Origin of the sequence: Mesorhizobium sp. M7A.F.Ca.CA.004.12.1.1, assembly GCF_003997835.1 — a bacterium.
In the GTDB taxonomy this organism is placed as follows: Bacteria; Pseudomonadota; Alphaproteobacteria; order Rhizobiales; family Rhizobiaceae; genus Mesorhizobium.
Map to the genome: position 1 here is coordinate 1 of NZ_RZRK01001531.1, position 423 is coordinate 423.

Here is a 423-nt window from a genome sequence, read left to right on the forward strand (position 1 = left end):
ATGGTTGCCGAAGGCCGCCAGCGAGCGCGATTTCACGGCGCGGGAGAAGAACAGCCATTTGTCGATGCGCTGGCGGCGAAGTTGGTCGTCGCCGGCCGGGTCCGCATCAATCGCGACAAAGCAGCGCAGGCCTCCGACCAAGTCAAGCCAGGCGACGTCCTGACCATCACGCTCGAGCGTCGCATCTTCATCTGGAAGGTGCTCGGCGCCGGTGCACGGCGCGGCCCGGCCGAGGAGGCCCGGACGCTCTACGAGGATATGTCGCCACCGCCCGCACCGAAGGGCGAAGCCCCTCCCGATGCAATTCCGGGGCTGCGCGAGGCCGGCAGCGGCCGCCCGACCAAGAAGGAACGTCGCCAGACCGACCGATTGCTCGGCGAAGATTGATGCCTGGCGTCCAAAAACACGCAGTGGTTCTGGGAC

General features: G+C 66.9%; 1 protein-coding gene. It reads left to right on the plus strand.

All coding sequences use genetic code 11. From position 1 onward, the window contains the following. The coding region (locus tag EN984_RS37395; RefSeq protein ID WP_127384490.1) for an RNA-binding S4 domain-containing protein at nt 1-387 on the plus strand (387 nt) is incomplete at its 5' end. Nucleotides 388-423: the final 36 nt, after the last annotated feature.